Raw genomic sequence first — 939 nt, 5'->3', positions numbered from 1 at the left:
CCAGAACTCAATGATGCTCGTTGCCTTATATGGCGAATCGAAATTGAAAGGCAGGCGAATATTCAGCATCGTCGAGATGCCTATTGCCATATCGCAATAGCCTGAAAAATCGAAATAGATTTGCAAGGCATAAGATGCAGCTGCCACCCAGCCGTCGGCCATTCCGACTGAAGACTGGGTAGATGCGGAGAACACCGGTTCTGCGATGGCCGCAAAAGTGTCCGCGATAACAATTTTCTTGAATAACCCAATAATAAAAATACTGCTGCCTATCGCGATTCTTTGGGAGGAAAGTTTGCTTTTTTGAAGCAAATCAAACTGGCCCATCATTTCCTTGTGATGCAGAATTGGTCCTGCAATCAAGTGCGGAAAATATGTGATGAAGAGCAGATATTTGGAAAAGCTTTTTTCCGGTGGATGACCTGCACGCACGTCTGCGAGATAAGCGATCTGGGTGAAGGTGAAAAACGATATACCCAGAGGCAACAGGATGCTCAAGTGGTGAGCGGGCGTTGCAGTGAGGCTCGCGTAGGCCGCGGCAGCAAAGTTCGCGTATTTGAATACCGCAAGTGCTGCAAGATTGGCAGCTATCGCTGCAGCGAATACCAATTTTCTTGAGGGGCTTCCTTTTTCCCGCCCAGAAATGGCTGATGCCACCCAGAAATTGAAAAGAACTGACGACATCAGTAGCAGGAGAAAACGAGCATCCCAATAGGCGTAAAACACCAACGATGCAACCGCCAGCCAGAACGTGACGGATCCTCCATGCGCACGGAATCGCCCCAGGAACCATACACCAATCAACGTGATCGGCAGAAAGATCGCGAAAAATATCGGGTCAATAAACAGCAATTTTTTCCCCGTTGGTTGGGTGTATCAAAGGCATCAAAAAACGAGTTTCGATATCACCTGCAGTCAAGCTGTGGGAAAGCACTGTGG

1 protein-coding gene is annotated in these 939 nt (G+C 48.1%); it reads right to left on the bottom strand.

Going from position 1 to position 939, the window contains the following annotated elements; all coding sequences use genetic code 11:
* Positions 1-852: MBOAT family O-acyltransferase (locus AC1DYQ_RS22835; protein WP_477688716.1), on the bottom strand; the 852-nt coding region annotated here is incomplete at its 3' end.
* Positions 853-939: the final 87 nt, after the last annotated feature.

This window comes from Polaromonas sp. P1_F4 (assembly GCF_056405675.1).
Note: the sequence above shows the minus strand (reverse complement) of the source record. Positions and strands in the feature narration are given on the sequence as shown.